21 protein-coding genes are annotated in these 25,582 nt (G+C 57.3%); 11 read left to right on the forward strand and 10 right to left on the reverse strand.

From position 1 onward, the window contains the following. Positions 1–16 precede the first annotated feature (16 nt). A complete protein-coding gene (locus RJ40_RS01135; protein ID WP_394357397.1) occupies positions 17–580 on the reverse strand; it encodes a type IV pilin N-terminal domain-containing protein in 564 nt (187 codons plus the stop codon). Between the two features lie 545 nt (positions 581–1,125). On the opposite strand from RJ40_RS01135, the gene RJ40_RS01140 reads away from it, so the two are divergent. From RJ40_RS01140 to RJ40_RS01175, 8 genes are all read left to right on the forward strand, one after another. After that, positions 1,126–3,465 carry a hypothetical protein gene (locus tag RJ40_RS01140; protein WP_265581514.1) on the forward strand — a complete coding sequence of 780 codons (2,340 nt, stop codon included), beginning with the start codon at positions 1,126–1,128 and terminating at the stop codon, positions 3,463–3,465. Positions 3,466–3,467: 2 nt separating this feature from the next. Next, positions 3,468–5,156 (forward strand): hypothetical protein, encoded by a 1,689-nt coding sequence (locus tag RJ40_RS01145; protein ID WP_265581515.1) that lies wholly within the window; start codon positions 3,468–3,470, stop codon positions 5,154–5,156. Between the two features lie 128 nt (positions 5,157–5,284). Further along, the gene (locus tag RJ40_RS01150; RefSeq protein ID WP_265581516.1) at positions 5,285–6,700 is read left to right on the forward strand and encodes a type II/IV secretion system ATPase subunit; all 1,416 of its coding nucleotides are present in this window, start codon (positions 5,285–5,287) and stop codon (positions 6,698–6,700) included. A gap of 47 nt (positions 6,701–6,747) precedes the next feature. Further along, entirely contained in the window at positions 6,748–8,493 is a 1,746-nt protein-coding gene (locus RJ40_RS01155) for a type II secretion system F family protein (RefSeq protein ID WP_265581517.1), read from the forward strand. A 10-nt stretch (positions 8,494–8,503) separates the two neighbouring features. Then, positions 8,504–8,932 carry a type IV pilin N-terminal domain-containing protein gene (locus RJ40_RS01160; protein ID WP_265581518.1) on the forward strand — a complete coding sequence of 143 codons (429 nt, stop codon included), beginning with the start codon at positions 8,504–8,506 and terminating at the stop codon, positions 8,930–8,932. 1 nt (position 8,933) lies between these two features. Then, positions 8,934–9,797 (forward strand): hypothetical protein, encoded by an 864-nt coding sequence (locus RJ40_RS01165; protein WP_265581519.1) that lies wholly within the window; start codon positions 8,934–8,936, stop codon positions 9,795–9,797. Beyond that, on the forward strand, positions 9,791–10,282 hold the full coding sequence (locus tag RJ40_RS01170) for a type IV pilin N-terminal domain-containing protein (protein ID WP_265581520.1): 492 nt from the start codon (positions 9,791–9,793) through the stop codon (positions 10,280–10,282). Before RJ40_RS01165 ends, RJ40_RS01170 begins: the two co-directional genes overlap by 7 nt. 17 nt (positions 10,283–10,299) lie before the next feature. Then, positions 10,300–10,851 carry a type IV pilin N-terminal domain-containing protein gene (locus RJ40_RS01175; RefSeq protein WP_265581521.1) on the forward strand — a complete coding sequence of 184 codons (552 nt, stop codon included), beginning with the start codon at positions 10,300–10,302 and terminating at the stop codon, positions 10,849–10,851. A gap of 310 nt (positions 10,852–11,161) precedes the next feature. On the opposite strand, the gene RJ40_RS01180 is transcribed toward RJ40_RS01175, so the two are convergent. Further along, the gene (locus RJ40_RS01180) at positions 11,162–11,725 is read right to left on the reverse strand and encodes a winged helix-turn-helix domain-containing protein (RefSeq protein WP_265581522.1); all 564 of its coding nucleotides are present in this window, start codon (positions 11,723–11,725) and stop codon (positions 11,162–11,164) included. 155 nt (positions 11,726–11,880) lie between these two features. Beyond that, positions 11,881–13,290: an MFS transporter gene (locus tag RJ40_RS01185; RefSeq protein WP_265581523.1), complete on the reverse strand. Its 1,410-nt coding sequence runs from the start codon at positions 13,288–13,290 to the stop codon at positions 11,881–11,883. Between the two features lie 151 nt (positions 13,291–13,441). Between RJ40_RS01185 and RJ40_RS01190 the strand changes: the two genes are divergently transcribed. Together RJ40_RS01190 and RJ40_RS01195 are read left to right on the forward strand one after the other, a co-directional pair. Beyond that, positions 13,442–14,638 carry an ATP-binding protein gene (locus RJ40_RS01190; RefSeq protein ID WP_265581524.1) on the forward strand — a complete coding sequence of 399 codons (1,197 nt, stop codon included), beginning with the start codon at positions 13,442–13,444 and terminating at the stop codon, positions 14,636–14,638. Continuing rightward, complete coding sequence (locus RJ40_RS01195) at positions 14,628–16,433, forward strand: ATP-binding protein (protein WP_265581525.1); 1,806 nt, start codon at positions 14,628–14,630, stop codon at positions 16,431–16,433. The genes RJ40_RS01190 and RJ40_RS01195 overlap by 11 nt, the downstream gene beginning before the upstream one ends. 107 nt (positions 16,434–16,540) lie before the next feature. On the opposite strand, the gene RJ40_RS01200 is transcribed toward RJ40_RS01195, so the two are convergent. The 7 genes from RJ40_RS01200 to RJ40_RS01230 form a co-directional block, all read right to left on the reverse strand. Continuing rightward, positions 16,541–17,839 carry an APC family permease gene (locus tag RJ40_RS01200; RefSeq protein WP_265581526.1) on the reverse strand — a complete coding sequence of 433 codons (1,299 nt, stop codon included), beginning with the start codon at positions 17,837–17,839 and terminating at the stop codon, positions 16,541–16,543. Next, positions 17,840–18,760 carry an acetamidase/formamidase family protein gene (locus RJ40_RS01205; protein WP_265581527.1) on the reverse strand — a complete coding sequence of 307 codons (921 nt, stop codon included), beginning with the start codon at positions 18,758–18,760 and terminating at the stop codon, positions 17,840–17,842. A gap of 337 nt (positions 18,761–19,097) precedes the next feature. After that, positions 19,098–19,874: an ABC transporter ATP-binding protein gene (locus tag RJ40_RS01210; RefSeq protein ID WP_265581528.1), complete on the reverse strand. Its 777-nt coding sequence runs from the start codon at positions 19,872–19,874 to the stop codon at positions 19,098–19,100. Beyond that, positions 19,868–20,923, reverse strand: coding sequence for a FecCD family ABC transporter permease (locus RJ40_RS01215; RefSeq protein WP_265581529.1), 1,056 nt, complete (start codon positions 20,921–20,923; stop codon positions 19,868–19,870). The genes RJ40_RS01210 and RJ40_RS01215 overlap by 7 nt, the downstream gene beginning before the upstream one ends. Before the next feature lie 6 nt (positions 20,924–20,929). Further along, complete coding sequence (locus RJ40_RS01220; protein ID WP_265581530.1) at positions 20,930–22,117, reverse strand: ABC transporter substrate-binding protein; 1,188 nt, start codon at positions 22,115–22,117, stop codon at positions 20,930–20,932. Further along, entirely contained in the window at positions 22,114–22,599 is a 486-nt protein-coding gene (locus RJ40_RS01225; RefSeq protein WP_265581531.1) for a hypothetical protein, read from the reverse strand. The genes RJ40_RS01220 and RJ40_RS01225 overlap by 4 nt, the downstream gene beginning before the upstream one ends. A 76-nt stretch (positions 22,600–22,675) precedes the next feature. Then, positions 22,676–23,431, reverse strand: coding sequence for a SagB/ThcOx family dehydrogenase (locus tag RJ40_RS01230; protein WP_265581532.1), 756 nt, complete (start codon positions 23,429–23,431; stop codon positions 22,676–22,678). Positions 23,432–23,526: 95 nt separating this feature from the next. Here RJ40_RS01230 and RJ40_RS12985 point away from each other — a divergent pair, with 95 nt between their 5' ends. Next, positions 23,527–24,816, forward strand: coding sequence for a universal stress protein (locus tag RJ40_RS12985; protein ID WP_322743886.1), 1,290 nt, complete (start codon positions 23,527–23,529; stop codon positions 24,814–24,816). The last annotated feature ends 766 nt before the right edge of the window (positions 24,817–25,582 follow it).

A 25,582-nucleotide genomic window follows, 5' to 3' on the forward strand; every position in this document is an offset into this window, starting at 1 on the left:
TCGTCATTCCTTGAATTTACCACGGTACAATCACGTCCTTATCAAAGAGGACCTTCCCGTTGCCGGTGTGGACGATCATGACGTTCACCGTAACCCCTTCCCCAAATCCATACTTGCTATACACGCCTGTTTCAAATCCGAGGAAGTTGTCACGGTTGAAGGTGAGGCGTCCGCCCGGCACAAGAGTGGCCGTCCCGAAGGTCTTCTCCGCAGTTCTCGTGGACACGATGCTGTCGTCGTTGGTCACCTGCGGCGTAAACGGATATCCAGGAACTTCGGTATCAATGGCGTTCTCCTTGACCGGGGCAAGCGATCCGTCGATGGTGTGTTTGATGAGACACCCACTTTTCTCCAGTTCACTGGAGCCCCACTTTTCGGGAACAGTAAAAGAACTGACGATCTTGAGGTCTTTTGTCGCCAGAGAATCGCCGCCAAGATGTTCGATCGTCACGTTCTTCTCGTTCGGCCCGGCAAACATCTTGATATCCAGCGTTGCCACCGGCGCCTTCTCACTGGTAGACCCCAGGCCCCCGGCAAAACTGCTGACGATCGCGGCAATGATGATCGTCACGACAAGCATCAGCATCACCCCGACGACCGGGGAGACCGCATCGTCCCCTGCGCCGGAGTCCGGTTTTTTTCTGCCCCGTAATGGGGGTGTACATATCCAGGATTGTAAAATCATGGCGTCGCTTCTCCATAAACAAATTAATCCAAACTATGACAATAAATTTGTATTATGATATTTCGTAATTTGATATTTAAACTTTCTTACGGCTTATCGTAGCATATGGGTTGTTTTCTTAAAATAATGCTCTGCAATCTCGCCTATCGGGGTTGCATGCCGACACTGCATTGCGATCAAATAAAATAGCGATAAAGCAAACATTTTTGATATGGCGGCCAATCTCCGCCTCATGGAGTCTCACGATTATGAATCAATATCGGATCATAGCAGTCCTGTGTATGGCGCTCCTTCTCCTGGCTACAGCCACTGCAATCACTTCAGCGCGTTTCTCAACCCCTGAGGGGCCCAACGCAGGGATAAGTCCTGGAGATACCATTTTTATAGGGGAAAGAGAGGTAAATTTCTCGGCCTATTCTGACTCCACAAAAGGAGATCCGGTGCGGATCGTAAGAATTGACGAGTCCGGACAGCAGGTCGACCCGATTGCGATCACCGACAATGTCGCAAACTACATCCGCGGGAAACCAGGGCAGTATTACCCTGTTTACAGCGATGGAAACCGCAGTGAGAGCAGGTACTGCCTGATACAGAATGCTGCCGACAGCCTGGGGCAGATGATGATACGCACGGTCGGGACAGATATCAAGCCTGATACCAACCCCAGCCGGCAGGATGCCATCCCCTACCGGATGGGCATACAGTTCCAGATACCTGACCATAACCTCCCCCTCAATCAGTTTCAAGATTCATCATGGTATGAGTACGAACTGCAGGGCAATATCAGAACACACAGCATAATCAACACCGCTGGAAGTACGGTCTCTCTCGAAGACCTCGCCGCAAACCCTGCAGTACCAGACAATAATTATGTGTTCCGTCTCTCCGATCAGAGAGCAATCTCTCCTGGCAGCGACGCAACGATGGTGTTCAGGATGACCCTGAATGACCTGAACTATGAACTGCCGTATTCATTCAGGGTACAGGACTACCCGCTTACCCTTCAACTCTCTGAGAGTTCGGTGCAGCGTAACGACGACCTCATACTCACCGTCAAGGGCATGCCCTTCATGCAGTACGACCTCAGCCTGCCTGTTCCCGAGAATGGAGAAGACTTCCCGTTCTTCGACGGGGGCGGATGGGACGAGCCAAAGATCTCGGACTATCACGTGCGTGCCCACCCGGGGTGGGACGGAGAGGTGCGGCTGAACATCCATATTCCAAAAGGCGCTCAGCCCACCAGTTATACCGTCTCCGCGACCGGCCCCGGCACCGTCCAGCCGGTGACGGCGACCTTCTACATCGACCAGAAGGCCATAAGCCTGATCTTTGATGAGCCCGACCAGAACCAGTACGCCATCGGAGATATCATCGAATTATCAGGGACCCTGAAAAATATCGACAAAACATCTGCAACAAAGCTCATTCCGATCTATCTCTCAGTCACAGGGCCTAACCTGCCCCCGAACGGTGCCCCTCTCACTGATCCGTCACAGGAAGTGGTAGACGGCGTCCCGGATTCGTTCACCGTCACCTCGTACAATCCGGTCTTTGGAATATGGAGTTACAACTGGGAGACCTCGAAGTTCTCCTGCGATGAAGGGACCTACACCGTCCACGCCAACCTCCAGCCGATCGGGTATCAGAAGAGCAGTTATCCTGGTGCTCCAGGGTCCATCGACGGCGAAGTCCCCCCCTCGTGGGAGTATGAACTGAGCAGCCCGACCCTTCACGCGAAGTTCGACGAGAATACCGGGGGAGTCTTTGCCCGCGGGGATTATCTCTATTCCTGGTGGTATGCCAGGGGGAGCCCGGGCAACACCGGGATGACAAGTTCCACCGGTCACATGAAGTGGTACATCTTCGGCCCCAACTTCAGGTATGCCGACTTCAACCCCAGGTTCCCGCTCGGTGACAAAGAAGAAAAAGGTTCATACGGCATTACCCACTCGCGCAACTTCACCTATGACCTCTCCCCGGGGAACTACTTCATCGTCTACCAGCACCCGGGACATGACGGCCAGTTCGGCCTCCTGCCAGAGAATAGCCTCTTTTTCAGGGGCAATCTGAGAGAATTATTCGATGTGAATAATGGAAACGTGCTCGTCGACCTCGGGAGACTTGATGCGAAAAACGCCGCCGACGCCATGGTGAAGGCGCTGGACTCGCCGAACATCGACGACACCTTCGTGATGGACACCTTTACCGTCGAAGATCCCCTGATCCGGATCCGGCCGCCTGGCGACCTGGTCGTCGGTGATAAAATGGTCGTCGAAGGAAACACCAACCTTGCCGGAAAGGGAACAACCGCCGACGGCACAAATGTTGCCGACAAATTAACCCTGAAGATTACTGCGCTTGATCTCTATGATTCAGGCAAGGCAAATACCGTCATGAAGATCCCGGTCGACTACACGACTCCAGGGAAGTATGACTCCTCCAGCGGACTCCGTCCGTTCTCCTACGACCCGGTCGACACCAGTTCATGGTACCCGGGAAAGTACGAGATCACCGTTCAGTGCAAGGATGTCAAGTACAAAAGTACCACCACCTTTGAACTCCTTCGAGAGGGAAGCCAGAGGACTATCTCAGTGAGCGAACCCGAGCAGGATCCATCCATTCCCGTCACCTCTGCACCAACCTTCACTCCCGACCCGGGCCTCACCCCTGCCCACGTCGACGAGACCACGCCCATACCCATGACCACCCGGTCTCCTGGTTTTGAAGCATACCTCGCGGTTGCCGCAGTCATCGGGGCGCTTGTCGTGAGGAGGAGATAAACGTGGACCTCACCTTCGACGAGTCGCTGTTCAAGAAAGTCATCGCCGTTCTTGTGATAGCAATTATTATCGTCGGCGCCATCGCCACCCTCAAATTTACCGGTCTTCTCGGTGACGACGGCGACGGCCCCCTCGGTCCAGGTCAGGTTCCTTCGACCCCTGAACTCGACGAACCCGACTTCGAAGAGCAGGAGAGACAGGTCGCCGGACCAAAGTCCTATAACTGGACCTATCGCGGGACCCAGATGGAGATGGACCTCTTCATCTCCAACGCCACCTACCAGCACTTTGTATCTTCGTCGTACGGGACCTATGAAGACAAACCACAGCGCATGGCAGAATACGTCGTGACCGACGGCGATGACGGGGTCGTCGGCACGATCGCAGAATGGTTCCTCACCACCTCTCTGGCCGCGGGCTACGGGGACCGCGACACCGTTGGCAATGTCCTCGCCTTTGTGGAGAACCTCACATACACCACGGACGAAGAACGCCGGCAGACCGGAGCGTACCCGAACTACCCGGCCATCACTCTTGCTACCCAGGAAGGGGACAGCGAGGACCACACCATCCTTGCCGCCGCCATCCTCCATCAGATGGGGTACGGTGTCTCCCTCCTCTATTATCCCGCACAACTCGACCGGCGCATGATCATCCCCGAGGCCACCGCACTCGGCATCGTCAGCGACGGTGCCCTTCCGGGACGGACTTACGGGGCCGTTGCGGAAACTCCGGCGGGCAAGTTTGTCTACGACGCCAGGAACAAGACCGCTCTCACCCCCCTCCCCGAAGGGTGCGATGTAGGATCCGGGTGGTACTCGGGCGACGCCGTCTGGCACAACGCCACCTCCTCAGGTTCCCTTGACGATGTACGCTACTACCCGGCAAACCGAACCTTCGTCACCTGGACAGACCTGCCTGACGTCGATACTATCGTCATAGAGAACGCCGTCTGGAACCAACCGCTCCTCATCACCGCGGCCTGGACCGTGAACACCACGGAGAAAGGCATTCCCCGCGGCGCATACGACGGGATGGAGCCGTTCTTCAACGGCGGCGACGGCCTCTGGCAGGGCTGGACCGTCTCGCGGGACGACCGTCTCGATGCCGGCACCACCATAGCCGGGAAACAACCCCTCAATGAAGCCCCCCCGTTTTCGGCGAACGAGAGTCTTACCGCAGCCCTTCGCATGCCGGCCTCTGAGTTCACCTCGCCGCTGATCACCTGGCTTGAACCGGTACAGGAATACTATGCCGACACCTGGTACCCCTCCGGGATCGCCTGGACCTATGACGACAAATGGCACCTCCACGAGAACATCCTCGAGATGCAGGACTCCCTGCTTGAGAACCCGGAGGACTACTCGCTCCGGGGTGTCACCGAGGTCGTCGCACCGGTCCCCTGGCGGGTCTCCTATACGGTCCGGAAGATGGACGAGGACCATACAGAGAAAGAGATGACCCCGTACAGCGACGTGAGGTTCGCGGTGTACCGCATCGAAGACGGTGCCGCCGTCTTTGACCGGACCTTTGGGTGGCAGACGATCTACGGTGCGGATGTGCGGAAAAACGAGGCTGTATTTGGCGCTGGAGAATATGCGCTGGCAGTTTTTGTCAGGAACTGCGAGGTGGACGTGGCCATCGAATATCACGGCACACCGGCTGAAAAGACCTATCGTGGAGGGATATGATGTTCGACTTCTCTTCACTCTTTAGAAAGAAAACAAAAGAGATCCCTTCAGAAGATATTGCAGCAGATGAAGTTCCGGACCCCGACCCTTTCATCCTGGACCTTCCCCCCGCAGACCCGGCAGTGGATATGATAGAACGGTACTGGCTGGTCCCCCCCTTCTCGTACGTCAACATCTCCCGCGGGGACGCGGCCAGTCTCAGGTACGAGATCGTCGAACCCGGGGTCTCGGAAAAAGAACTGATCATCCTTGAAGAGACGTTTGACCAGCTCAGGGCAATGCTGATCTATGATACCGCTCGCAAGAGAGGCGAACTCGATCTCGATCCAGATCTCCTGAGAAAGGTGATCCGCTCTTTTGACCCGGAGATGCCTGATGAACGGATGGAAGTTCTGGTATATTATCTCAGGCGCAACTTCCTCGGCTACGGGAAACTCGACCCCCTGATGAACGACGATAAGATCGAGGACATCACCTGCAACGGCCCTGACATCCCGATCTTTCTTTATCACCGGAAATATGCCAACATTCAGACAAACTGCATCTATGACAATGAAGAACTGAACAAGTTCGTGCTCAAACTTGCCCAGAAGGCCGACAAACAACTCTCACTCTCGACCCCCCTCATCGACGCCGCCCTCCCCGAAGGTTCGAGGGCTCAGATCACCTACTCTGACATCATCTCTTCCAGGGGGAGTTCATTCACCATCAGGAAGTTCAAGGCCGACCCCATGACCCCGGTCGATCTCATCGAGAACCAGACCTACGACGCCGACCTTATGGCCCACATCTGGCTTGCCGTCGAGAACCACAAGAGCATGATCATCTCAGGCGGGACCGCGAGCGGCAAGACCTCGACGATGAACGCCACCTCCTTCTTCATCCCGGCGGTGGCAAAGATTGTTTCCATCGAGGATACCCGCGAGATCCAGCTCCCGCATACCAACTGGCTTCCGATGCGGACACGCGAGAGCGCCAATGCGAGCGGCACCGGGAATGTCGGGATGTTCCACCTCCTCAAAGCGGCACTCAGGCAGCGGCCGGAGTATATCATCGTCGGCGAGGTGCGGGGGGAAGAAGCGCAGACCCTCTTCCAGGCGATGAACACCGGGCACACCACCTACTCCACCGTTCACGCAGGAAACGTGCGGGAGACAATAAACCGCCTGACCCACGACCCCATCAACGTCCCGGTGGCAATGTTTAACGCTCTTGATCTGATTCTCGTACAGAGTCTCCTCTATGATAAAGGCAGAGGATTTCGCCGATGTCTCTCACTGAACGAGATCAAGGTCGTCGACGATGAAATCAGGTGGGAACCGCTCTTTTCCTGGGACCACCGGACTGATCAGTTTGTCAGGGTGTACAGGCAGTCGACGGTCTTTGATGAGATCGCCTACCAGAATGGGTGGGACAAAGAGCAGTTAGAATCAGCACTTGCTGTTCGCAGAAACGCTCTTGAGGAGATGGTCCGGAAAGGCGCCCCCTCTCCTTCGATGGTCGGGCGGATGATACAGGGAATGACCGTGCAGGAACAGCGATGACAAAATCAGCATCCCCCAGTACCTTCAGGGATCAGATAGCACACTCATTGCTGTCAGCACACATCCCGATCCCTGCCGCCCGATACCTGCAGTATGGTCTGATCGTAACCCTGCTTGCCGGTTTCCTCTATATACTCTCCGTTCTCCTCCTCTCCCTCTTCGGAGTCGAGGTCAATGTCCTTCCCATCCTCCCGTACGGCATTACGGTCCTGATCGGTTTTATTGTCATTATCGGCCTGCTAATTCTTGGCATCTACCTCTACCCTCTCCTTCAGGCGGAAGGGCGCCGGACACGGATCGAGGCGGACCTTCCCCATGCGGTCACCTACATGCAGGCCCTCTCCTCAACCTTTACGCTCTATGGCATATTCCGAGCGGTTTACGAGGCAGGCGACCTCTATGGTGAGGTCTCAAAGGAGTGCGGGCTGATTGTGAGGGATGTGGAGGTGTTCGGTCTTGATCTCCTCACGGCAATGCGAAATGTCCAGGAGGTCACGCCCTCGGCCAACTTCAAAGAACTGATCAACGACCTCTCGCTGGTCTACCGGAGCGGAGGAAGCCTTGTCAGTTTCTTCAACTCCAAGTCGGAGACATACCGTGAACTTGCACGCCAGGAGCAGGAATCTCTCCTCCAGATTCTGGAAATGATTGCCGAGATCTACGTGACCGTGTTTGTTGCCGGTCCGATCGCGATCATCATCATGCTGGTGGCACAGAACCTCACCGGCCAGAGTCAACTTGGCGGCATCATGCCGCTCATGTACCTCGGTCTCCCGCTGGGGGCGATCTGTCTCATCTTCATTCTCTACGTTCTCCTCCCCCCTGACAACCTCGACGTCACGCACCGCGAGGTACGGGACTCTGAGTTTGATGCCGATATCCTGGACCCTGCTACCGGAGAAGAACCAGACGAGAAGTTTCTCAAAAACCTTGAGTCAAGAAAACGCTGGCTGCGTCTTTGTGAGATCCTCCGCCATCCCGGAACATTCTTCATCTCCGATTATACGGTCGGGGCGGTGATTGGTGTTGGACTACTCGTCGGCCTATTCCTCAGTTTCCAGTTCGGGTTCTTTGAAACGGTATTCTCCACTTATACTCTGGAGGTCTTTCTCTGTCTTGCCATCATTGCGACCGTGGTACCGGTGATGATCGCCTACGAGGCGCGTCGCCGGTACGTCATGAAAGTCGAGGCGCAACTGCCTGAGTTTCTCGCCGAGATCGCGGATATGCGTGATATCGGTATGACGCTGCAGGGTGCCATCTTCATGATCTCCAACACCAAGATGGGCGTTCTCTCCCGTGAGGTGAAGATTGCCGCCGAGGAACTCAAGTTCGGATCCAGTGTTTCAGGGGCTCTCGTACGGATGGAGGAGCGTATCGGTCTCGTCTCGGTGAAACGGGCGATATCCCTGCTGGTGCGTGCAAGCGAGGTGACCGATTACATCCGCGAGATCCTGACGATCGCGATCAACGACCTCGAGCACTACATCAAGATGAAGACAAAACGGCTGAATGTCTCGTTCGTCTACCTGGCGGTGATTTATCTTTCATTCGGCATTTATCTCTACTCTGCCTACCAGTTGAATGTCGCCTTTATCTCAAGTTTCTCCGCGTACGACGTCACCTTTGATATCTCGACCAATATCAGGGAGATGCTCCACATCGGTATTATCCTTGGGTTCTTCTCCGGGATCATGGCCGGGCAGCTCTCGTCGAACAGTGTGCTTGCAGGCCTCAAGCACGTCTGCGTGATGCTGGCTGCGACGGTGATCCTCTTTGTCTACATCATTTGAGGCAGTTTCCATGAATGACAGAACACACTACGATGATGCGGTCTCCTCGGTCGTCGGCGAGATGATCATGATAGTACTGGTCATCATCCTGGTCGCTCTCTTTGCCACGTCGGCATTCTCCCTGATCCCTGGCGGCCGGGAGGCGAGCGTCGATATCGCAATGACGAACGAGTCCGGTGACTCCACCGTGATCATCTGGCACAAAGGCGGTGACTGGGTGGAGAAGAACGATCTGAAAGTGGTTATTCTCGGAGAGGATGGGTCCAGGGATGAGTATACGGGCCCGGACTTCGATCTCTATGATCACAACGGCGATCCCACCGGGGCATTCGATCTCGGCGGGCGTCTGGAGGTCGACCTTGATCGTCCCCTTAAGGGAGGAAAAGATACCGTGCGACTGGTGACGCAGACGAATGTCGTCTATTCAGGGGAGATCTGAGATGGAGAAAGATGAAGCAGTCTCAACCGTGATCGCGCTGATGCTGGTCCTTGGCATTCTCGCCACGGTGATCGCGATCTACTCTGCAACGTATCTTCCCGGGCTGAAACAGCAGTCTGAGATTGAACATTCCCACGAGGTGGCGGACGCCTTTGTCAGGTTCGGTTCGGATATCGATTACGTGGTATCGCATAAGACAACAGCCCGGTTCAGTGAACCGTTCTCCCTTGGCGGCGGTGAGGTTCTCTTGAGCCCGGTCAGATCGAGCGGGACGGTCACCATAGAAGAGAAAAATATGGTGAAGGTGACCGTCAGCAACCAGACACAAACCAGGAGTGCTACGGCCTCCATCGTGAACATCTCGTACGTGCCCTCGTTTACCACCTGGGAACCGCAGGGGTATCGGTGGGAGTACGGTTTTGTCGAGGTGACAAAGGACGAGAGGGCGGTGCCGCAGTCTTCGCGTTACCACACCAGGGCCGACGCCCTGGAAGACAGTGACAAGTTCCTCGGGTCGTTTATCGATGTGATCGACTCAAACAATGGCATCGAGATCACCCTGGTGAACCTCGTCCCTGAGAATGGCAGTTCATGTATCACCGGGAGCGGGATCGCCACGCTCGGATTGAATGCAACGGCAGACTCCAAAGGGGTCTCCCTGACAAAAGTAACCAAAATTGTCTTCGAAGACCTCACCTCGGATTCAATGATGACAGAACATCTGGACTATATCTGCAACGATATCCGCAGCAGGATCCCCGGCGCCACGTATGACCCTGACACACATACGCTTGAGTTCGACCCTGCGGTAAATCCGGTGAGCGTGACTCTCAGGGCCGTGAACGGCGAGGTGAGCGTATGCTAAATGCAGAGAAGGAGATGGCGGTCTCCCCGGTCATCGGGGTCATGCTTCTCCTGGCGATCGTAATCATCATCGCCGCGCTTGTCGCCTCCTTTGCCGGCGGTGCGGTCGATGCAAAGGAGAAGGCGCCCTCGGTGGACCTTGCGGTGTATACTGCAGGGAGTGGGAAGGAGTTCACCCTCGTCTTCGAGCACCGGGGTGGGGACCAGGTCAGGATCGAAGACCTCAGGGTCACTACCTGGGTCCACGGGAGTCAGCATTCTGTGTCTCATGAGGGAAAAGACCTGGAGACGCTCACTGGATCCGATGTCTTGAAGGCGGGAGGCAGTCTGGATACCGGGGATCTGGAGGCAACCGAAACTTTCCTTGATCTCGAAGGGAAGTTGTCCGACCGCATCAAGGAGTCGGCCGTGGTCGAAGTGAAAGTCTACCACCTGCCAGGTGGCGCACTCCTCCATAAGAGCAGTATTCTCTTGAAAGAACGGTGAATGATATGCACAATGGTATGAATACGATAGATAATGCCGTGTCTGAGGTGATTGGTGTCATGCTGATGATCTCGGTCACGTTGATCATCGTGGCCCTGGTGGCGGTGTACGCCACCGGCGCGGCGAGCGGGGATGAGCAGTCGGTCAGGGCAAGCCTGATCGCGTCAGAGGTGATGTCTGGTGAAGACGAAGATGAGTATATGGTCGTCTTCGAGCACATGGCCGGCGATCCGCTCCATCTCAACCAGACGACGGTGAGCCTGGGCGTGCGGGACGACGCCACCCGGCACATCGTCGTCAAGAATGGCAAGAAAGATCAGAATGATAAGAACAATCTGAAAAAAGAAGTCTATCTCCAGAGATTTACCAATCGTGGTGACAAATTTATGGTGCAGCTCGGCGACCGGTTCGTCCTGTACGCCGACGGGAAGGATGATAACGGCGACCTCTACTGGGGAGAGGGGAAGACGTTCACGGTCGAGTCAGGTCACTACCTCACCTACCGGTTCATCGACCGGCGCACCGGCGCACCGATCTCGTCAGGGGAGATCGCGGTCCCTGAATTTTAAGGTAGAGGAGGGCCTCGCCCCTCCTGCCTTTCCTTTCCTCCTCGATCACCTCACGACGGGCTTCACGGGCCTTCGGCCCCATGACTCCGTCTTCATGAAGATTGACGCGAGACGGCGGCATTCGATCCAAAAAATAGCACTCATCGGGTCCATCGCTCTGTTGTTCCCCCTCTTTCGCCATAGCGGGGGTCGGGGGATGTGAGTCCACCTTTTTGATCCACCTGTTCTCCCCTCTCGGTCGACCCACGACCGGGATCATGGAGCCTCTGGCCTTGGTCAACGCCCGGCGGGTGATTTCGTCTCCGGCCTCTTACTCAGGCCGTACAACTGCGATCGCCCCATAATCACCGTCGTCAAAGACGGCCGGGACAGCCCAGACAATATATCTGCCATATTCACCGTCAAGGGAGTGCCAGGCACGGTTGCCGTCCATTTTTCCCCGTACAACCCCGTCAAGATGGCCTGAATCAGCCAGGAGGTCGAAGAACGCACAGGAGGTCTCCGAGATCAGAACGCCGGCGACCGAGGCCTCTTCAAGGCTGAAAAGATCACAGAAGAGCACATTGGCATGCCTGACCCTGAGGTCTGAACCGATCGTGACGGCGGCATCGGGCAGGAAGGGGAAGATGGCCGAGACAGGGAGGCGCAGGGCGAGGCGGTAGACCCTGGCCGATCCAACAACCTGCATTTCGACCCTGCCTGCGATGACGAGCATGTTCAGATACTTCGCGACAGAATTGCGGTTGAGATCGATTTTCCGGGAGATATCAGAGATCGAAAGCCCGTGGGCCTCCTCTTCCAGAAGTTTCAGTATCCGGGCCCTTCCATCCTCGCACTCAGACGATGCCGGGCACTGTTCCCTGTCCTCTACCATGTCCATATAATTTTCGTTATGATCACATAAATGGATTAACATCTCTGAGTACAAAAAACCCTTTCAGGAGTTCATGCCCTCATGATGCACTGCTGGTGGCGTCAAGGGCGCATGAGTTCTGAAGTACGCAGGGCCCGTACCTCTGCAATGCATCTTCAGGTCCGGTGTGGATCCTCCCGCACCCGCCCTCGTGCAAGGGAGAAGAAGACCCCAACGACACAGAGGGCGGCAAAGAGCATGAAAGCCAGCGCGGTGCTTTCGAGGAGGGGGGCATGCTCGGCGGGGGTGATCGCCACCCGCCCGATGACCACCGAGAAGATCATCATCACGATCCCCATCGAGAGCATCATCCCGACCTGCCTGGAGGTGGCGAGGGTCGCGGAGGCCACCCCGTAGTACCGCTTCTCCACCGAACTCATGATGGCATTGGTGTTGGGCGATGAGAAGAGGGCGTAGCCGGTGCCGAGGATCACGAGGGAGAGGAGGATGTAGGGGAAGGGCGTCTCTTCTGTAAGGGCGGTGAGCATCGCGAGGCCCACGGCTGAGATGGCCATCCCGACCGAGGAGACGATCCTGGGCTCGACCCGGTCGGAGAGTCGCCCGGCCGCAGGGGAGATGAGGGTCTGGACGACCGGTTGGGCCAGGAGGATGAGGCCTGCGGCCTGGGGATCGAGGCCGCGGTTGAACTGGAGGTACAGGGACAGAAGGAAGCCCACAGCAAAGGTGGCGCTGTAGTTGATGAGGGCGGCGAGGTTGGAAAAGGTGAAGACATGGTTCTCAAAGAAGAGCCGCACCTGGAGGATCGGGCTCTCGGTGTGCGACTCCCACCAGACAAAGAAGAAAATCCCGACGACGCCGACGGCGATGAGAACGAAGCCCGCCACCTCAGGAAGAAGGGTGAGGCCGTACATCAGGGCAAGAAGCGTCGCACCGTAGACGACCGAACCGGTCCGGTCGAAGGGTTCGTCGCGGGGCGTCGACCACTCGCCCCTGGCCCGCAGGGTGAGGGCGACGGCGAGGAGGCCGAGCGGCACGACGGTAAGAAAGATGCTCCGCCACCCGAAGTGCTGGGTCAACACCCCACCGAGGAACGGCCCCATCGAGAGACCGGTATAGACCGCGGCTACATTGATCCCGAGCACCCGGCCGCGCTCGCCTGCCGGGAAGACGGCGGTGAGCACTGCCACGGCAGTCACGGCGGTCATGGCAGTTCCAACTCCCTGCGCCATCCGGATGACGACAAGGGCCTGCACCGAAGGGGAGAAGGCGCAGAGGATGGTCGAGAGAGTGAAGATGGTGATCCCGGTCAGGAAGATTTTTTTCATTCCCTGAATGTCGGCGAGTCGCCCGAAGGGGACAAGACAGATCGCCGAGGCCAGGAGATAGGCGGTCTGGACCCATCCAAGCAGGATCGCGTCGGTTGCGAACTCGGCGCCGATGGCCGGGAGAGCAATGTTGATGGACGAACTCATGAAAGGTGTGAGGAACGAAGCGACGGTGGCGATGATGAGGATGCACCGCCGGTCAGGCGCAGTATGTTCCTTGGCTGGGCTGGGACTCATCATCAGTGAGAAGGGATGGTCGCTGCTCTGATATGAATGCCGCGACTGGAGTGGCGGGAGAAATAGGGGGCGATCGGACGGCATGCCATCATGAATCATGACGCGGCCGATACGTAACAAAAGTGTTATGTAACAAGATTGTTATACAGTGGGTTTGAAGATCATGCTGCCCGTAGGAAGTCCTGCAACCGGGAACGATTTTATCGACAGAGAGATCGAAACCAGACTCATCCTTGATTATCTGGATAAAGACCATATCCTGCTCATTGCCCCGCGCAGATATGGAAAAACATCCATCATGAAAAAAATAGAACGCACATTATCAGAATCGGATGATATAATCTGTATCTTTCTGGAAGTTGAAGACATCTCAACCCCCTCAAAATTACTAACAGAAATGATATCTGGATTGATATCATCAGAAAAGCTGAAAAAAACAACAAAAATCACAACCAAGATAAAAGACGGATTCCATTGGTTCCGGGATAATTTCGAAAGTCTGGAATCGGTTGTCTTGAAAGCACAATTACGCCACGATATTGAATCCGATCTCCAGGAAGAATGGGATAATAAAGCATATCAGATGATGAAAATTGTCGGATCAACCAGCAACAAAGTCATCATCATTATTGACGAGTTCCCGTATGCACTCAAAAAAATGGATTCAAAAGATATGGAGGCATTTTTAAGCTGGTTTAGAAAAGTGAGAATGACCATCCCAAATGTGAAGTTTGTTGTGGGCGGATCGGTCAGCATTGATAATATTGTGGATTCTATAGGCGAATCAAAATTGATCAACGACTTTAAACGGGTGAAGATATCAGGGTTCAATAAAACCGTTGCACTGAGTGTTATTCAAAGAACATTTGAAGAAGAAAACTGGGATTACCGTCCAGCGTATGGGGAATATATCCTTGAGTGTATAGGCGAACCATATATCCCATATTTTCTTGCGATCTTTCTCAGTGCGATAAAAGATGAGACCACACAGGGTGAAGAGATCTCTTCTGATCTGTTAAGAACGATTTATGAGACCACGATCCTCGGAAGTGAGGGGAAACACCATTTTATTCATTATAAACAGCGCCTGAACACCGTCACCGACTACCCGGGGATACAAAGAAAGGTTGCAAAGAATCTATTGGACCAGTTATCACAGGTCGATGTCTACCCTCGAAGTCTGGCCTATGAAATATACAGAAATGAATCAGGTACAGATGATCATGACGAATTTTGCAGTCTGCTCGCAGACCTTGCGCATGACTACTATATTGTCGAGACCCCGGATGGAGATCTGAAATTCCATTCAAAACTCCTCAAAGATTGGTGGAGAATATACCATGGATACTGAATCTCTTACGCTGTTTCGTTTTTCTCCGGAAAAAATCCCGCAGGACACATTACGAGAATTATTCGTCGGACGTGAAAAGCAACTTGACAACCTGGTCGATGATGTCGGTAAAGCCTCAAAAGAGCACACCACAAGATTTCATCTCATCGTCGGTCCCAGAGGGATCGGCAAATCACATCTCATGGTCCTGGCATATTATGACCTGATAGAAAAGTATGGTTCGACGGTCATCCCCATCAAATTTGCAGAAGAAGAATACTCAATTTATCGTGCATCCGACCTTTTTTTACGGGCACTTGAAGAGTATGATAAAACCTACGGAAGGGTTCATACAGATATTCCGAAGGATAAAGGGGAAGATTTTATACTTGATTTCGCTCTGGGGAAGTTGGAACAGATTTCCAGAGAGGAAAAAAAGCAGTTCGTCTTCCTGATCGAAAACTTGAATGAAATTTTTCTGCAGCTGGAAAAAGACGAAGTTGCAAAATTGCGTTCAATCTTTCAGAGATATGATATCTTCTCTGTCGTTGCATCTGCTCCGATGATCTTTCCAGGCGTTTCAGAACACGATGAACCTTTTTTCAATTTTTTCAAGATCGATCATCTCAGAGAGTTTTCTCTTGCAGAGAGCAAGCAGTTCATGAGAAGGATCGGGGAGGTAGAAAAGAATGAATACTTCCTGCAAAATTTTGAAAAATTCGAGCCAAAACTTGAAGGGATCTATCACCTCACGGGCGGGAGCCCCAGACTTGTTCTGATCATCTACGAGATCATTCACCGTGGAAATATTGAGAATATCGAGACGATCTTTCTCAAAATGCTCGATGACCACACACCATATTATCAGAAGATATTCGAGATGCTGTCCGGGCAACGGAGAGTGATCGTTGATACGCTTATGCTCTCACCTACACCACTGACCCCCAAAGATATTGCCGAAAAGACGCGTATCGACGGAAGAACCGTCAACTCTCAACTCAGGAGACTGGAAAATGACAGATATGTCAGGTCTCACTCGATAGGAAAACGTACCTGCTACGAGGTACGGGAACGACTCTTCCGGCTCTGGAGAGAGATGAGACAACCGTTCGGGCGCAACAGGATCCCTCTCTTTATCGATTTTCTCACGCTCTGGTATACTCCCGAGGAGAGAGAGAAGATATTCCGGACAAAATTCGAGCGGTTAGAGGCAGGGGATACGTCCGTACTCAGGGGCCTCCATGAATACCATGAGGGCCTCGTTGTTGCCGATACAATCTTTGAAGGGAGTCCCGAATCATTCGGCACACTTGTTCGGAAACTTATGATGGCATATAATCTCAAAAAAAGAGAAGAAACCGTCGTGCTGGCAGACCGTCTTTATCCTCAGGCAGATAAAATCGGTCCGGACAGCATCTACCCTTATACTCTGGTCCTTCTCTCACTCGGATTCGACGAATATAGGGAAGGTAATTATGGGTACGGTAAGAAGCATATCTCAAGGGCGTACGAGATCGAATCAAAACGAAGTGAAGAATTTGATTTGAAAAATGACACGATAGAATTACTCAAAGAGATCATCGACACCGGCGATCCCGAACTCGTCAGGATGGTGGCCGATACCATCATCGAAGCGAAAGGGGATAAGGATTCAGAGTATCGCCGGTTCATGAAACCGATCACCGACGCCCTGATGATCATCGAGACCGGGAACACATCGCTCTATTATCTGATGCTCCAGTCGGAGGAGAGAGATCTGATTGCCGATATCGTAAAGAAAATTATGAAGTCAGATGCTTTGAGTCCGGACGTATAATCTCGTCCCACAGAACGTGGGGCCGCCATCATCCACAAGGGGCAGACAAAAACGATCTGTCCGGAGGGAGCCCCCTTCTCTCCAAACAAATTCAATAGCAAAAAAAATTATTCCACCGGGAGGGTGGTCTTCACCTTGAAACCCCTCGTGATGAAGGCAAGGTACACGATCCCGATGATCACCCAGATAAACCCGATCTCTTTTGCGAAGATGTCGAGACCATACCAGATCGCCCCGGTGAGGAGGAACCCGATCGCCGGGATGACGGCCAGTTTGGGGGTGCCCTCGATCTTGACGAACCGATACGCGAGCGAGAGGTGCAGGAGCATGAAGGCCGTCAGTGCCCCGAAGTTGACCAGGGACGAGAGATCCTGGAGGGTCAGCACGTAGAGAAGCACGCCGGTGACGGCGGCGACGGTGACGATCGAGATGTAGGGCGTCTTGTACTTCGGGTGGAGCCTGGCGAAGGCCGCCGGGATGTGGCCCTGACGTCCCATCGAGAAGAGGACGCGGGAGACGCTGGCCTGGGCGGCGAGACAGTCGCCGACCCCCCAGGCGATGACCGTGCCGAGCATCGCGAGGATCTGGAGCCAGTCCCCGCCGGCCTCCTGGGCGATGAAGAAGAAGGCGACGTCAGGATCTTCGAAGGTGGCGCCCGGGTGGATGACCGCACCGAAGTAGGTGAGCGAGACGAAGAAGAATGCGATGAGCGGGATGACCATGACGACGGCCTTGCTCACGACTTTCCGCGCCTCGACCGTCTCCTCGGCGAGGGTGGTCATCATGTCGAAGCCCAGGAAACTGAGCACCGCCACCGAGGCGCCCGAGAGGATCGCACCTGCGCTGAAGGTCTCGGGATTATAGAACGGCGCAAGCGTGAACGAGAGCGATGGGTCGGTGATGATCTTCGCTATGGCTACGATGACGAAGATCGCAAAGACGGCGATCTCAAAGAAGAAGAGCGCCATCGTGACCCGTGCGGCCTGTTTGATCCCGATGATGTTCAGGATGGTCGTCGGGATGAGGAAGGCGAGCGCCCAGAAATAAAACGCCACGCCGGTCGCTGCTTCAAGCCAGAGGGCCGAGACCAGGACGACCAGACCGGGGATCAGGATATAGTCGAGCAGGATCGCCCACCCGGCGACGAACCCGATATGGGGGCCGAAAGTCTCTCGCACATAGGCATAGGCTGATCCGGCCTCAGGGAAACGGTACGAGCACTGGCCGTAGACCCAGGCGGTGACCGACATGACGATCGCAGCGAGGAGGTAAACGAGCGGGACGTGTCCTTCGGAGAGGACGGCGACGATCCCGTAGATCCCCATCGGGGCGATGGGGACCATGGTGATGATCCCGAAGGCGAGCAGATCGCGCATATTCAGGATGCGGTCGAGTTGTTCGGCCATTTATGCCTCCATATGCAGCGCTTCGAGGAGCGCTCCGAGCGAGACGTGGGTCTTTGGGATACGTATCCGAACCGTCTTTCTCGGGTTGACGAGCTGGCTCACGCCGGCGTCGGCGACGAGGCTTGCGAGCATATAGGCGTCTTCCCAGGAGAGATCGTTGGCCTTCGCAAGGGCGCGGACGGCACAGGCGAACCCCTCTTCAAAGGCCGCGGTCAGGTCTTCGTCGGAGACCAGGATCGAGAAGGCGTCGTCGGTCTCGACGACCGGCCAGGCCGGGGCGAGATCCTTGCAGAGGTCGACTTCCACGGTGACCTCGGCCGGCACCTCGCAGGCGGCGACACAGGCCTCGCCGTCGCCCATGACCGCATGGACGTCGCCGAGCGCGAGCAGCCCCCCCTCATGGAAGACCGGGAGGTAGAGGGTTGCGCCGGCACCGATGAGCGTGGTGTCGAGGTTGCCGCCGTGCCTGCCCGGGTTGCCGCAGGAGACCTCTTCGTCTCCGGCGACGCCGATGACTCCGATCATCGGACGGGTCGGGATCCTCATCCCGCAGAACTCGACGGCACCCTCGTTCACCGGGCAACGTCTGGTCGTCGCCTGTTTTGTCCGGGCGCCGAGGACGCCGGCGTCAGGCACGGTGACGATGGTCCCGAAGGCCCCGGGGACGATATCGAGGACCTTCACCCTGAGGGCGTCGCCCCGCACGGCACCCTCGACGGCCACCGGGCCGGTTGCCGGGTTGACGCGTGAGAAGTCGATCCCGGTCACGAACTGGTCTTCGGTGGTGATCTGGTTGGAAAAACAGTCCAGAGTTTTGAACCGTACGATGCTTCCCGGTCCGACCGTCTCCACTGCGGTGTTGGAGGGGCCGAAGGCAAAGATGCATCTGTCATCATGTATTTGATGAAACGAACGCTGCATATGCTTGAAAGCTCCTGGCAGTCATCCTTTGGAATGAAGTACCAGAGTGTGCGGTTGGCGCCAATGCAGGAAATAGGATTCGATTTTTTTCAGGTATGCGGGTCGGGATCGGGGATCTCCTCTAATATCTGGGCAGATGTGGACATTCAAGGATGTTCTGGCGATTATGACTGCGATTCAAAAAATGGGGTACCGATTATATCTTCACGGAAATATCGGGCCTTGCCTCTCCTCTTGTCTCTTCCACGGCACCGGGCGGCCCATGCCATGCCATGGCAGGGCACGGGCCTCCGCACCGGGAGAAGATGGGGCGCGCGCAGATTCTCCGGGATCTCTCTCAACGCTCCCGTCTCGGCCTGAGCGGGAAGATGTACGGAACCCCGTCCCGCTCCTCGACCATTGCTTCGACCCCATAGACCTCGGCGATGAGGTCGGGGGTGAGCACCGCGGACGGCGGGCCGCTGGCATAGACCTGACCATGCCTCAGGACGACGAGCATCGTGCACGAGCGGGCGGCGAGGGTGAGGTCGTGGATGGCCATCACCACCAGGCGCCCGCCGTCATGGGCAAGCCTGCCGACCGTCTCCATCACCTCCATCCCGTTTCTGAGGTCGAGGGCGCTCGTCGGTTCGTCGAGGAGCATGAGCGGGGAACCCTGGGCCAGGGCCCGGGCGACCATCACCCGCTGCCGCTCCCCGCCGGAGAGATCGCGGAGCCGCCTGAACGCAAACTCTTCCACCTTCAGCGCTTCCATCGCCTTCACCACCGCCACCTCGTCCTCCTCCTTCACCCGCCAGGAGAGGTGCGGGCGGCGCCCCATCAGGATGGTCTCGTAGACCGTGGCATGTGAGTGGCTCGCAATCCCCTGCGGGACGTAGGCGATCTTTCTGGCGACCTTCGGTCTGGGGAGGGAGGCGACGGCCGTGCCGTCCAGGAGGACGGTGCCCTCGGACTTGAAGATCCCGTCGATGCACTTGATCAATGTCGTCTTGCCAGACCCGTTCGGGCCGACGAGGCCGACGACGCCCGGGCTCTCCGCGAGAAAACTGATCCCTTTGAGAACAGGGTGGTTGCGGTATGAGAAGGAGAGGTCTTTCACCTCAAGGTTCACCACCCGGCGTCCCCCCTGCGCATGAAGAGATAGATGAAGAACGGGACGCCGATGAACGCGGTCATGATCCCGACCGGCAAAACCGTCGGGGCAAGGATGGTCCTGGCCAGACTGTCGGCCGCGAGGAGGAGAAGCGCCCCCACCAGGCCCGAGGCCGGGAGGAGGAACCGGTGGTCGGTGCCCACCACCATCCTGGTGATGTGGGGGGCGACGAGGCCGATGAACCCGATCGTCCCGGTGAAGCAGATCACCGCCGCCGTGAGCAGCGAGGAGATGAACATGAAGATGGTCATCGAACGGTTGACCGGCACCCCGAGGCTCTCGGCGATCTCGTCCCCCTCGGCGAGGACATTGAGGTCCCATGCACGGTAGACGAGGTAGGGGATACAGACTACGAGGAGAAGGGTGACGATCCCGAGTTTCGGCCAGGACGAGCGGTCGAGAGAACCGAACATCCAGAAGACGATCTCCTGGAGTTCGTCGGCCGTCCCCAGGTACTGCAGCAGCGAGGTGACCGCCGAGAAGAGGTACATCAGGGCGATGCCGGCAAGAATCATCGAGGTGGCCCCCATGCCGCGGTATCTCGCCATCATGTAGATGACAAAGGCTGCGAGGAGGGCGAAGAGGAAGGCGTTCCCGACGATGAGATAACTCCCGCCGACGAAACCCGCGCCGAGGACGATTGCCACCGAGGCGCCGGTCGAGGCGGCCGAGGCGATGCCCAGGGTGAAGGGACTGGCGAGCGGGTTTCTGAGGATCCCCTGCATCACCGCTCCGGCCACCGCCAGGCCGAACCCGGCGGCGACGGCGAAGAGCACGCGGTGAAGACGGTAGTCCCAGACGATCGTCTTCGCCATCTCGGAAGATTCGAACGAACCCGGGAAGAGTCCGGCAAGCACGGCGCGGTAGGCCTCGGCGACCGAGAACCCCGCGCTTCCGAGGGTGACGGCCACGCCGAGCAGGAGGAGGAGGGCCACGAACATGGAAAAAAAGAAGATCGCCCGTTTCTGCCGGGCGACCGCTATGCCTTCCCTGAGTGCGTCGTGCGTCATGGGGGCTCAGGGGTAGACAAAGACTCCTGTGGCGGGGTCGAGGTCGAGGTGCTGGAACTCCTCCAGATAGGTGCGGTGGAGGGACTGCGGGTCGAGGGCTGAGGCCTGGTCGGGATAGCACCACTCTGCAAGATAGGTCATCCCGATAAAGTGCTGGGGGCCGCCCATGATGTCGTTGTGGAGGATGTGGAGACGGTCGTTCTTCACGACCGTGAGACTCTGCCATCCGGGCCGTGCGGCGAGGGAGTCGTAGACTTCGGCGACCTTCTCGTTCTCGGTGTCCGCGTAACCGCCGTACGGGTAGGCGCCCGCGCCGATGAGTTTGACGATCATGTCAGGGTCGGCGGCGATGACGGCCTCGGGGTCGACCTCTGGGTACTCGGCCGGGAGGTCTGAGAAGATGTTCTTCCCGCCGGCCATGGTGATCTTCCTGTCATATCCTGACCCGGCGGCACCGGTCTTGTAGTCTTTCCAGTTCTCCATGTAGACGGTGGGCCGCTCGGCCTCAGGCACGCCGGCACCGGCGGCCGAGATGTTTTCAAGGGCTCCGGTGTAGAAGTCGGCGAAGCGCTCGGCCTCGGACTCCTTCCCGAAGATCTCCCCGAGCGCCAGCACCTCGTCGGCATAGGTCTCGGGCGTGAAGCAGTCGAACCTGAAGACCTTCACGCCGGGGATCGAATCTTCGAGTTTTCTCTGGATCTCGTCGCAGGATTCCTTGCTGGTGGTGGCGTACAGGAAGACGGCGTCTGGCTGTAGAGCGATCACTTTCTCGTAGTCGGGCGACCAGACGCTCCCGACCACCGCGGTGTCCTGGTATTCGGGGAAGAAGGTCGTGCGCTCCGGCGAGTACTTGTCCACGCCGACGACCAGGGACGGGTCCACGCCAAGGGAACGCATCGTCTCAAGAGTCTCGCTGTTGAAGACAACGATCTTCTCCACCGGTCCGTCGAGGGCGACCTGCCGGCCGGAGAGGTCGGTGACTGTCCGTGATGTGCCGGAGAGGACGGCAAGGCGGGATGCAGCATCCTCGACCGTCGCCAGGTCGGGGGCGCCGTCTCCTCCGGTGAGGAAGGAGAGGACCATCCTCACAAACTCGTCCTCGGAGACGGTGTCGGCCGGAGCCTGGAGGGCCGCGGCCGCCGGTGCGGCGAGGAGGAAAAGGACGAGGAGTATGGTAAAGGTTCTCGCGCTCATTGCCGCCGCCCCCTTGAGAAGATCAGACCGGCGAGCAGGGCGACGATGAGGGCCGGTGCCGGGCCGGGCGCACCTGTGGTAGTGGCAACTCCCGCCCCGTCGACACCGATGCGAGAGGCCTGGATGGTGCCGTTGAGCCGATTGACAAAGTCATACCATTCTCCAGTGATCTCCCCGCCTCCCTTATCGGGAGCGACGATCTGGTAGGTGACCGAGGTCTCGTTGAGCAGGGCGAAACAGATCTGGTTCTTATCGGCTGCCACCCGGTCGGCCGGGAGGGTACTCCCTGCAAAGACAAAATCCGGAGGCAGGTGCTCGATCACCCCCCCGGCGGCGATCTCCTCGATCGACAGGGTGACATCCACCACACTCCCGTCCTCCGGGGCCGGGGTGCTGAGGGTGCGCTCGACATCGGCGGCGCCGGCCAGTGTCGGGAGGCCGGCGAGGCAGATGCACAGAAACAGGGTCAACACTTTCCGCATGTGTATCAGTCCAGCTATCTGATTCAGCTATGACATCACGGGTTAGAAACTTTGTGCTACAGGGTGACAAGAATACTCAGATCGGTATTACCCTTTCGACCCCCACCGCCGCGGCATAGATCGCAAAACTCCGCTCGCCGTCGAGGCCGAGGAGGGCGTCGAGTGCGTCGTCGTCGAAGGCGGCCATGGCACAGACACCGCATCCGACGGCTTCTGCTCCGAGGTAGAGGTTCTGGCAGGCATGCCCGGCGTCTATGAAGATGTACCGGTAGCCCCGCTCGCCGTACCGCCAGGTCATCCGGTAGATGTCGGCCGCCCAGAGGAAGACGACGGCCGCGTTGCCGACCATCGGCTGGCCGATCAACGCCTCCTCGACGGCGTCGACGACGTTCTCCGGGGCTTCGACCGCGGAGAGGCCGTGTGAGACGGCTGCATAATGGTACAGTCCTGGTGCAAGCCCTTCCACCTGGTTCACGAGAAGATAGGTCTCCAGGGCGTGGCGTGCCCCGGCAGACGGCACGGTCCTGAAGGTCCAGGTGTCTCTGAAGACCGAGGTCACTCCCTGCGAGCACCAGAGGAGGTACGAGAGGGTGGCAAGCGGCAGGGGTTCGGGAGCATAGGTGCGGACGCTCCGTCTCCGGGCGATCGCTTCGACCAGACTGACCGGCCTGAGGTCGGCATCTTCAGGAGGTGGGAGCGGGGTCACCGGCCCGGCATGCGGGCGTTCGAGCGGCGGCTGCGGCCTGCCGAGCACCTGGTCGGAGGGCGTGAGATGGGCAAACTTTGTCTCTTCAAGAAAGGTACGTCCGGTGCGAATCATCTCTCTCTGCATGGCCACCCCCGTACCGGGCAGGCATGTAAAGATTTGCGCCGGACAGGATCAGAGGGTATTTACCCGCGAAGACACCCATCCGGTATCGAGGGATTATGGTTTCCTGGCTCTTTGATCGGGTGGTCTTTGCAACTGATTTTTCACAGAACGCAGAGGAGGCGAGTGCGGTGCTCCCCCTTCTCCCGCGCCTCGGGGAGGTGACCCTGCTCCATGTCATCGGGCCGGGTGAGGAGGGACGACCGTGGTTTGCGGGTCGGTCTCTGCGTTCGCCTGAGGAGACGGCGGAACAGGCGCTCTCCACGCTTGCTGAGCGATACCAGGAGGCCGGGGTCAGGGCCAGGCACCGTACTGTCCGTTCCCCTGACGGCGATATACCCGCTGCAGTCCTGGCCGCCGTCAGAGAGGAAGAGGCGACGGCGGTCGTCGTCGGTGCCCAGGGGTATGGGCTCATCGGCACGCTTCTTCTCGGGAGCGTCTCGACCGGAGTGCTGGAGGAGGCCGTCGGGGTCCATGTGGTGATCGCACGGGATGGTGCCGAGACGCAGGATCCGGGGACCACCCCGGTCCTCTGCCCGGTGGCCTTTGGTCGACCGTCACGAGAGGCGGCGGCCCTCCTCCCCGCGCTTGGTGCCAGAGAGGTGGTGCTGCTCCATGTGCTCAAGAATGACCACGGTGTGGAGGAAGAGCGTGCGGCTGAGGGAGAACTTGCCAGGCTCAAGGCTCACCTGGAGTCCTGCGGGACTGAGGTGCGGACCCTCCTCAGAACCGGTCGGGCCTCAGACGAGATTGTCAGAGTGGCCAGGGACGCGGGGGCCGGGTTGATCGTCATCCCGCGCCTTGGCAGGACCGACTATATCAGAAACATCCTGATCGGGAGCACCGCCCTGGCCGTCGCGAAGAAAGCGCCGTGCTCGGTCCTGGTCCTTGCCCGCCCCCCTGACCTGAGCGAGGAGGTGCGCGAACTTGCCCCCGAAGAGTTCCCGCTCGCCGAGGAGGTCTGGACCGGTTACCACGGGCAGACAGCCGACCCGGCGACCGACCGGATTTTCGGGCTCTTTGTGGAGGGGACACTCGCGGCGGTGGCCAGGTGCCGCCGCCACCCCGACGGCCTGGAGGTGGACGGCGTCTTCACCCCCATGGAGATGCGGGGGCGCGGGTATGCCAGGAAGGTCACCGAGGCACTGGTCCGGGCCTGCGGCGGAGAAGACCTGTACATGCACTCGACCCTCGACCTCGTCGGGTTTTACGGGGGCTACGGTTTTGTCTCCATCCCCGAGTCCGGCCTCCCCCCCTCGATCAGGGCGCGGTTCTCCTTTGCAATCGGGGATCTCAGAGGAGCGAACGTCCAGCCGATGATGCGCCCGGCAGGCGGCGGGTCGTCGTGATCCTGAAATCTCTCTTTCCCACCTGTTGGGTGATGGAGGATGACTCGAAGTCTTTGAACTGATCCGGTCAGATCGATCTGCTGTGAATGGGGCCTGAGACGTGCCTGATGGTCAGAGTGCAGGAGGCACCGTTACGATAAAAGATGTCGTCATGCTCATTTACCGTGGAAGGTGAAGCGGTTCCCGCCGAGTCCGGAGGTCGGGTTCTGTCGATATCCAGATCGATGCAGGTACCACTCAGGCTATGGTGCCATGGGAGAGATCTTCAAGGAAGATGATCTTTCCTTCGGCCACTCAGGTGGAGGTCACCATTCCTACCCGGCCCAGAGCATCACGGCCGCGACGCCTGAGACGGCAATGAGAAGGGCCGTCATGATCACCGCTCCGATCCACCGCGTTCGTTTCATCTTATCTCTCTCCAATTGGTTCGTCCGCATTCGCTTCATCGAAGTCGAGTCCTTCGGTGAGCGCGCTGCACCCCTGCATCTCTTCGAGCCAGGTGCCGGTCATTGCCCATTTTCTAGACATCCATCATACAATCGCGCCCGGGGCGGCACCCTGATCGCGGGCACATGAAGGGCCGGGAGGGCTCCTCGTCCACAACCTCGAATCCGGAAAGATACCGGTTCCGACGTCGACGGGCATTTATATATCCTTTTTTGTATATTATAGTTCTGTGCGGATCATCGAAAGATAGGAGAAAGAAGGAGAGTCCCTTCGACCCCTGACCAACTCCGGTCCCCTTTGAGTGGTGCTCGGGTACTGG

The sequence above is a fragment of the Methanofollis aquaemaris genome, from assembly GCF_017357525.1.
GTDB lineage: Archaea > Halobacteriota > Methanomicrobia > Methanomicrobiales > Methanofollaceae > Methanofollis > Methanofollis aquaemaris.

Coding starts and splice junctions, on each gene's coding strand:
- RJ40_RS01165 (WP_265581519.1), top strand. CDS start 8,934: ATGGAGAAAGATGAAGCAGTCTCAACCGTGATCGCGCTGATGCTGGTC.
- RJ40_RS01200 (WP_265581526.1), bottom strand. CDS start 17,839: ATGGCCGAACAACTCGACCGCATCCTGAATATGCGCGATCTGCTCGCC.
- RJ40_RS01135 (WP_394357397.1), bottom strand. CDS start 580: ATGCTTGTCGTGACGATCATCATTGCCGCGATCGTCAGCAGTTTTGCC.
- RJ40_RS01175 (WP_265581521.1), top strand. CDS start 10,300: ATGAATACGATAGATAATGCCGTGTCTGAGGTGATTGGTGTCATGCTG.
- RJ40_RS01195 (WP_265581525.1), top strand. CDS start 14,628: ATGGATACTGAATCTCTTACGCTGTTTCGTTTTTCTCCGGAAAAAATC.
- RJ40_RS01180 (WP_265581522.1), bottom strand. CDS start 11,725: ATGGTAGAGGACAGGGAACAGTGCCCGGCATCGTCTGAGTGCGAGGAT.
- RJ40_RS01185 (WP_265581523.1), bottom strand. CDS start 13,290: ATGATGAGTCCCAGCCCAGCCAAGGAACATACTGCGCCTGACCGGCGG.
- RJ40_RS01150 (WP_265581516.1), top strand. CDS start 5,285: ATGATAGAACGGTACTGGCTGGTCCCCCCCTTCTCGTACGTCAACATC.
- RJ40_RS01160 (WP_265581518.1), top strand. CDS start 8,504: ATGAATGACAGAACACACTACGATGATGCGGTCTCCTCGGTCGTCGGC.
- RJ40_RS01205 (WP_265581527.1), bottom strand. CDS start 18,760: ATGCAGCGTTCGTTTCATCAAATACATGATGACAGATGCATCTTTGCC.
- RJ40_RS01225 (WP_265581531.1), bottom strand. CDS start 22,599: ATGCGGAAAGTGTTGACCCTGTTTCTGTGCATCTGCCTCGCCGGCCTC.
- RJ40_RS12985 (WP_322743886.1), top strand. CDS start 23,527: ATGGTTTCCTGGCTCTTTGATCGGGTGGTCTTTGCAACTGATTTTTCA.
- RJ40_RS01230 (WP_265581532.1), bottom strand. CDS start 23,431: ATGCAGAGAGAGATGATTCGCACCGGACGTACCTTTCTTGAAGAGACA.
- RJ40_RS01215 (WP_265581529.1), bottom strand. CDS start 20,923: ATGACGCACGACGCACTCAGGGAAGGCATAGCGGTCGCCCGGCAGAAA.
- RJ40_RS01220 (WP_265581530.1), bottom strand. CDS start 22,117: ATGAGCGCGAGAACCTTTACCATACTCCTCGTCCTTTTCCTCCTCGCC.
- RJ40_RS01170 (WP_265581520.1), top strand. CDS start 9,791: ATGCTAAATGCAGAGAAGGAGATGGCGGTCTCCCCGGTCATCGGGGTC.